Raw genomic sequence first — 3,895 nt, forward strand, 5'->3', positions numbered from 1 at the left:
GGACGGGCTGAATGTGCCGGCTACGGTCCGCACAACCAGCCCGTCCGGCGTTTGAGGACGCGGCCGCAGGCCGCCCCCGCCGCAGGCGGCAACGAGCCCGCACCAAGGCCCGCATAGCATCGACGTATGAGACTGCGACTCCCCCGCCGCAAACGCCTGGCCGCCGTCGCGGCCGCGCTGGCCGTGCTGGCCGGTGCGGGTACCTGGACGGCGGCCTCGGCCTCGGGCGGCGGCGGGCCCTCGGTGCACCGCGAGGACCGGTTCCTGAGCGTGCCCGAGTCACCGGGCAGCGGCGACAAGGTCCGGATCGACATGTCCTACTTCACCTCTGGTGACAATGGGCACAGCACCTCTGGTGACAATGGAGGCCGCAGGCCTGCCGTACTGCTCGCCCACGGCTTCGGGGGCAGCAAGGAGGACCTGCGCGGCCAGGCGGAGGACCTGGCACGCGACGGCTACGCGGTGGTGACGTGGTCCGCGCGCGGCTTCGGCAGGTCCACCGGCCGGATCGGGCTCAACGACCCCGACCACGAGGTCGCCGACGTGAGCCGGATCGTCGACTGGCTGGCCACGCGCCCCGAGGTGCGGCTCGACAAGGCGGGCGACCCCAGGGTCGGGATCGCGGGCGGCTCCTACGGTGGCGCGGTCGCCCTCCTCGCCGCCGGGCACGACAAGCGCATCGACGCGATCGCCCCGGAGATCACCTACTGGAACCTCGCCGACTCGCTCTTCCCGAGCGACGTGTTCAAGAAGCTCTGGGCCGGCGTCTTCTTCACCACCGGGTCCACCGGGGTCTCCGCCGCCCCGAAGCAGGGCTCCCCCGCGGCCCCGTCCGCGGCCGGCTGCGGACGGTTCGAGAAGGACCTGTGCGAGATGTACGAGCGGGTGGCCGTGGCGGGGAAGCCCGACGCGGCGGCGCGCGAGCTGCTGGAGCGCCGCAGCCCGTCCGCCGTGGCCGACCGCATCAAGGTGCCCACGCTGCTCCTCCAGGGGCAGAACGATTCGCTGTTCCCCCTCGACCAGTCCGACGCGGCGGCGCGGGCCGTCCGTCGCAACGGCGCGCCCGTATCCGTCGACTGGATCGCGGGCGGCCACGACAGCGGCGTCGGGGAGGAGAGCGGCCGGATCGCGCAGCGCACGCGCGCGTGGTTCGACCACTACCTCAAGGGCGACGAGAGCGTCGGCACCGGGCCCGCGTTCCGGGTGAGCAGGACCGGTGGCATCGACACCACCGACGGCAAGGCGCGGGTGCGGGGCGCGAGCGCGGACCGCTATCCGGGGCTGCGCAACGACGCCCGCACGATTCCGCTGACCGGCCGCCCGCAGTCGTTCGGCAACCCCGCGGGCGCCACCCCTCCGGCCATCTCCACGGTGCCGGGGATCGGCGCGGTGTCCCAGTTGTCGGGGCTCGGCGTCGGGCTGTCGCTCGACTTCCCCGGCCAGTACGCCCGCTTCGAGTCCGCGCGGCTCACCGAGGGCGTCCGGGTGACCGGTACGCCGACCGTGAAGGCCAAGGTCACCTCGGACTCCGGTGAGGCCGTGCTCTTCGCGAAGCTGTACGACGTCGGCCCCAACGGGCAGCAGGTGCTGCCCGCGCAGCTCGTCGCCCCGGTGCGGGTGGGCGACGCCAAGGAGGGCCGGACGGTCGAGGTGCGGCTCCCCGCGATCGACCACACCTTCGAGTCCGGGCACCGGATGCGGCTGGTGCTCGCCACCACGGACCTCGCGTACGCGTCACCGGCACAACCCGCCACGTACACCGTCGCCCTGGAGGGTGACGGCCTCAGCGTGCCGACGGCCTCCGGCGTACGGACCGCTTCGGCCGCCCTGCCGTGGTGGACGTGGGGGCTGCCGGTGGGCGGCGTGGTCGTCGCCGTGGCGGTGCTGCTGACCGGACGGCGGCGCACCGCCGTCCCCGCGCCCGATCCGGCGCTCGCCGACGTGCCGTTGCAGATCACCGGCCTGAGCAAGCGGTACGCCAAGTCCGCCGACCGGTATGCCGTCAAGGAACTGTCGTTCCGGGTCGAGCGCGGTCAGGTGCTCGGGCTGCTGGGGCCGAACGGGGCGGGCAAGACCACCACCCTGCGGATGCTCATGGGTCTCATCCGTCCCGACGGCGGCGAGGTGCGGGTCTTCGGGCACGCGATCCGGCCGGGCGCGCCGGTGCTGTCCCGGGTCGGGGCGTTCGTGGAGGGTGCCGGTTTCCTGCCGCATCTGTCCGGGCGGGCCAACCTCGATCTGTACTGGCAGGCGACGGGCCGGCCCGCGGAGGACGCGCACGTCGAGGAGGCCCTGGAGATCGCCGGGCTCGGCTCCGCGCTGGAGCGCGCCGTGCGGACGTACTCCCAGGGCATGCGGCAGCGGCTCGCCATCGCCCAGGCCATGCTGGGGCTGCCGGACCTGCTGATCCTGGACGAGCCGACCAACGGTCTCGACCCGCCGCAGATCCGCGAGATGCGCGAGGTGATGATCCGGTACGCGGCCGCCGGGCGCACCGTCATCGTCTCCAGCCATCTCCTCTCCGAGGTCGAGCAGAGCTGTACGCACCTGGTGGTGATGGACCGCGGGCGGCTGGTGACCGCCGGTCCGGTCGCGGACATCGTCGGCTCGGGCGACACGCTGCTGGTCGGTGTCGAGGGCGGTGTGTCGGAGGCGGTCGCGGAGAAGGTGGCCGCGCTGCCCGGGGTGGCCTCCGCCGTGCGGACGGACGAGGGGCTGCTGGTGGGGCTCGACGGGATGGGCCCGTCCGCGTTGCTGGTGGAGCTGGTCCGGCTGGAGGTCCCGGTGGAGCGTGTGGGTCCGCACCGCCGTCTGGAGGACGCGTTCCTGACCCTGATCGGAGGCTCCGCATGAGCACGACGACGGACGCTGCGGGCATCGCCCCGGAGGCCGCGCCCGGCTACCGGGCGCGGCACACGCTGCCGCTGCGGGTGGAGGCGATGCGGCAGTTGCGGCGGCGGCGCACGCTCGTGGTCGGGGCGGTCCTGGCCGTGCTGCCGTTCGTCCTGATCGCGGCCTTCGCGATCGGCGGGCAGCCGAGCGGCCGGGACGGCCGGGTGACGCTCATCGACACCGCCACCTCGTCCGGCGTGAACTTCGCGGCGACGTGTCTGTTCGTGTCGGCGGGCTTCCTGCTGGTGGTGCCGGTGGCGCTGTTCTGCGGTGACGCGGTGGCGTCCGAGGCGAGCTGGTCGTCACTGCGCTATCTGCTGGCGGCGCCGGTGCCGAGGGCGCGGCTGCTGCTGAGCAAGCTGACCGTGGCGCTGGGCTTCAGCGCGGCCGCGATGGTGCTGCTGCCGCTGGTGGCGCTGGCCGCGGGCACGGCCGCGTACGGCTGGGGCGCACTGCAGATCCCCACGGGCGGTTCGCTGCCCGGCGGTACGGCGGTCGAGCGGCTCGCGCTGGTCGTCGTGTACATCTTCGTCGGGCAACTGGTGACCGCCGGGCTCGCGTTCTGGCTGTCGACGGTCACGGACGCGCCGCTGGGCGCGGTCGGCGGCGCGGTCGGTCTGACCATCGTCGGCAACGTCCTGGACGCGGTCACCGCGCTCGGCGACTGGCGCGATTTCCTGCCCGCGCACTGGCAGTTCGCCTGGGCGGACGCGCTCCAGCCGCACCTGGAGTGGTCGGGGATGGTGAAGGGGGCGGCGGTGTCGGTGTCCTACGCGCTGGTGCTCTTCGCTTGCGCGTTCCGCCACTTCCGTGGCAAGGACGTGGTGTCGTAGCCCCGGGCTTCGTGGCCTGGACCTGCGTTCGGGTGCGGCCCGGCGGCTTTGTTCCCCAGCCCCGCCCCTTCCCGAAACCGGGGCTCCGCCCCGGACCCCGCAACACGGCTTCGCCGCGTTGTCCTCAAACGCCGGACGGGCTGGATTTTCCGGACCGTGGCTCTTCGGCC

The 3,895-nt window shown here is 73.6% G+C and carries 2 protein-coding genes; both read left to right on the forward strand.

The features are described 5' to 3' along the window. Window positions 1-126: 126 nt before the first annotated feature. Window positions 127-2,853: an alpha/beta fold hydrolase gene (locus ACWD4A_RS35110; RefSeq protein WP_451200504.1), complete on the forward strand. Its 2,727-nt coding sequence runs from the start codon at window positions 127-129 to the stop codon at window positions 2,851-2,853. Next, the gene (locus ACWD4A_RS35115; protein ID WP_451200507.1) at window positions 2,850-3,725 is read left to right on the forward strand and encodes an ABC transporter permease; all 876 of its coding nucleotides are present in this window, start codon (window positions 2,850-2,852) and stop codon (window positions 3,723-3,725) included. The genes ACWD4A_RS35110 and ACWD4A_RS35115 overlap by 4 nt, the downstream gene beginning before the upstream one ends. Window positions 3,726-3,895 lie beyond the last annotated feature (170 nt).

This window comes from Streptomyces sp. NPDC002537 (assembly GCF_053594975.1).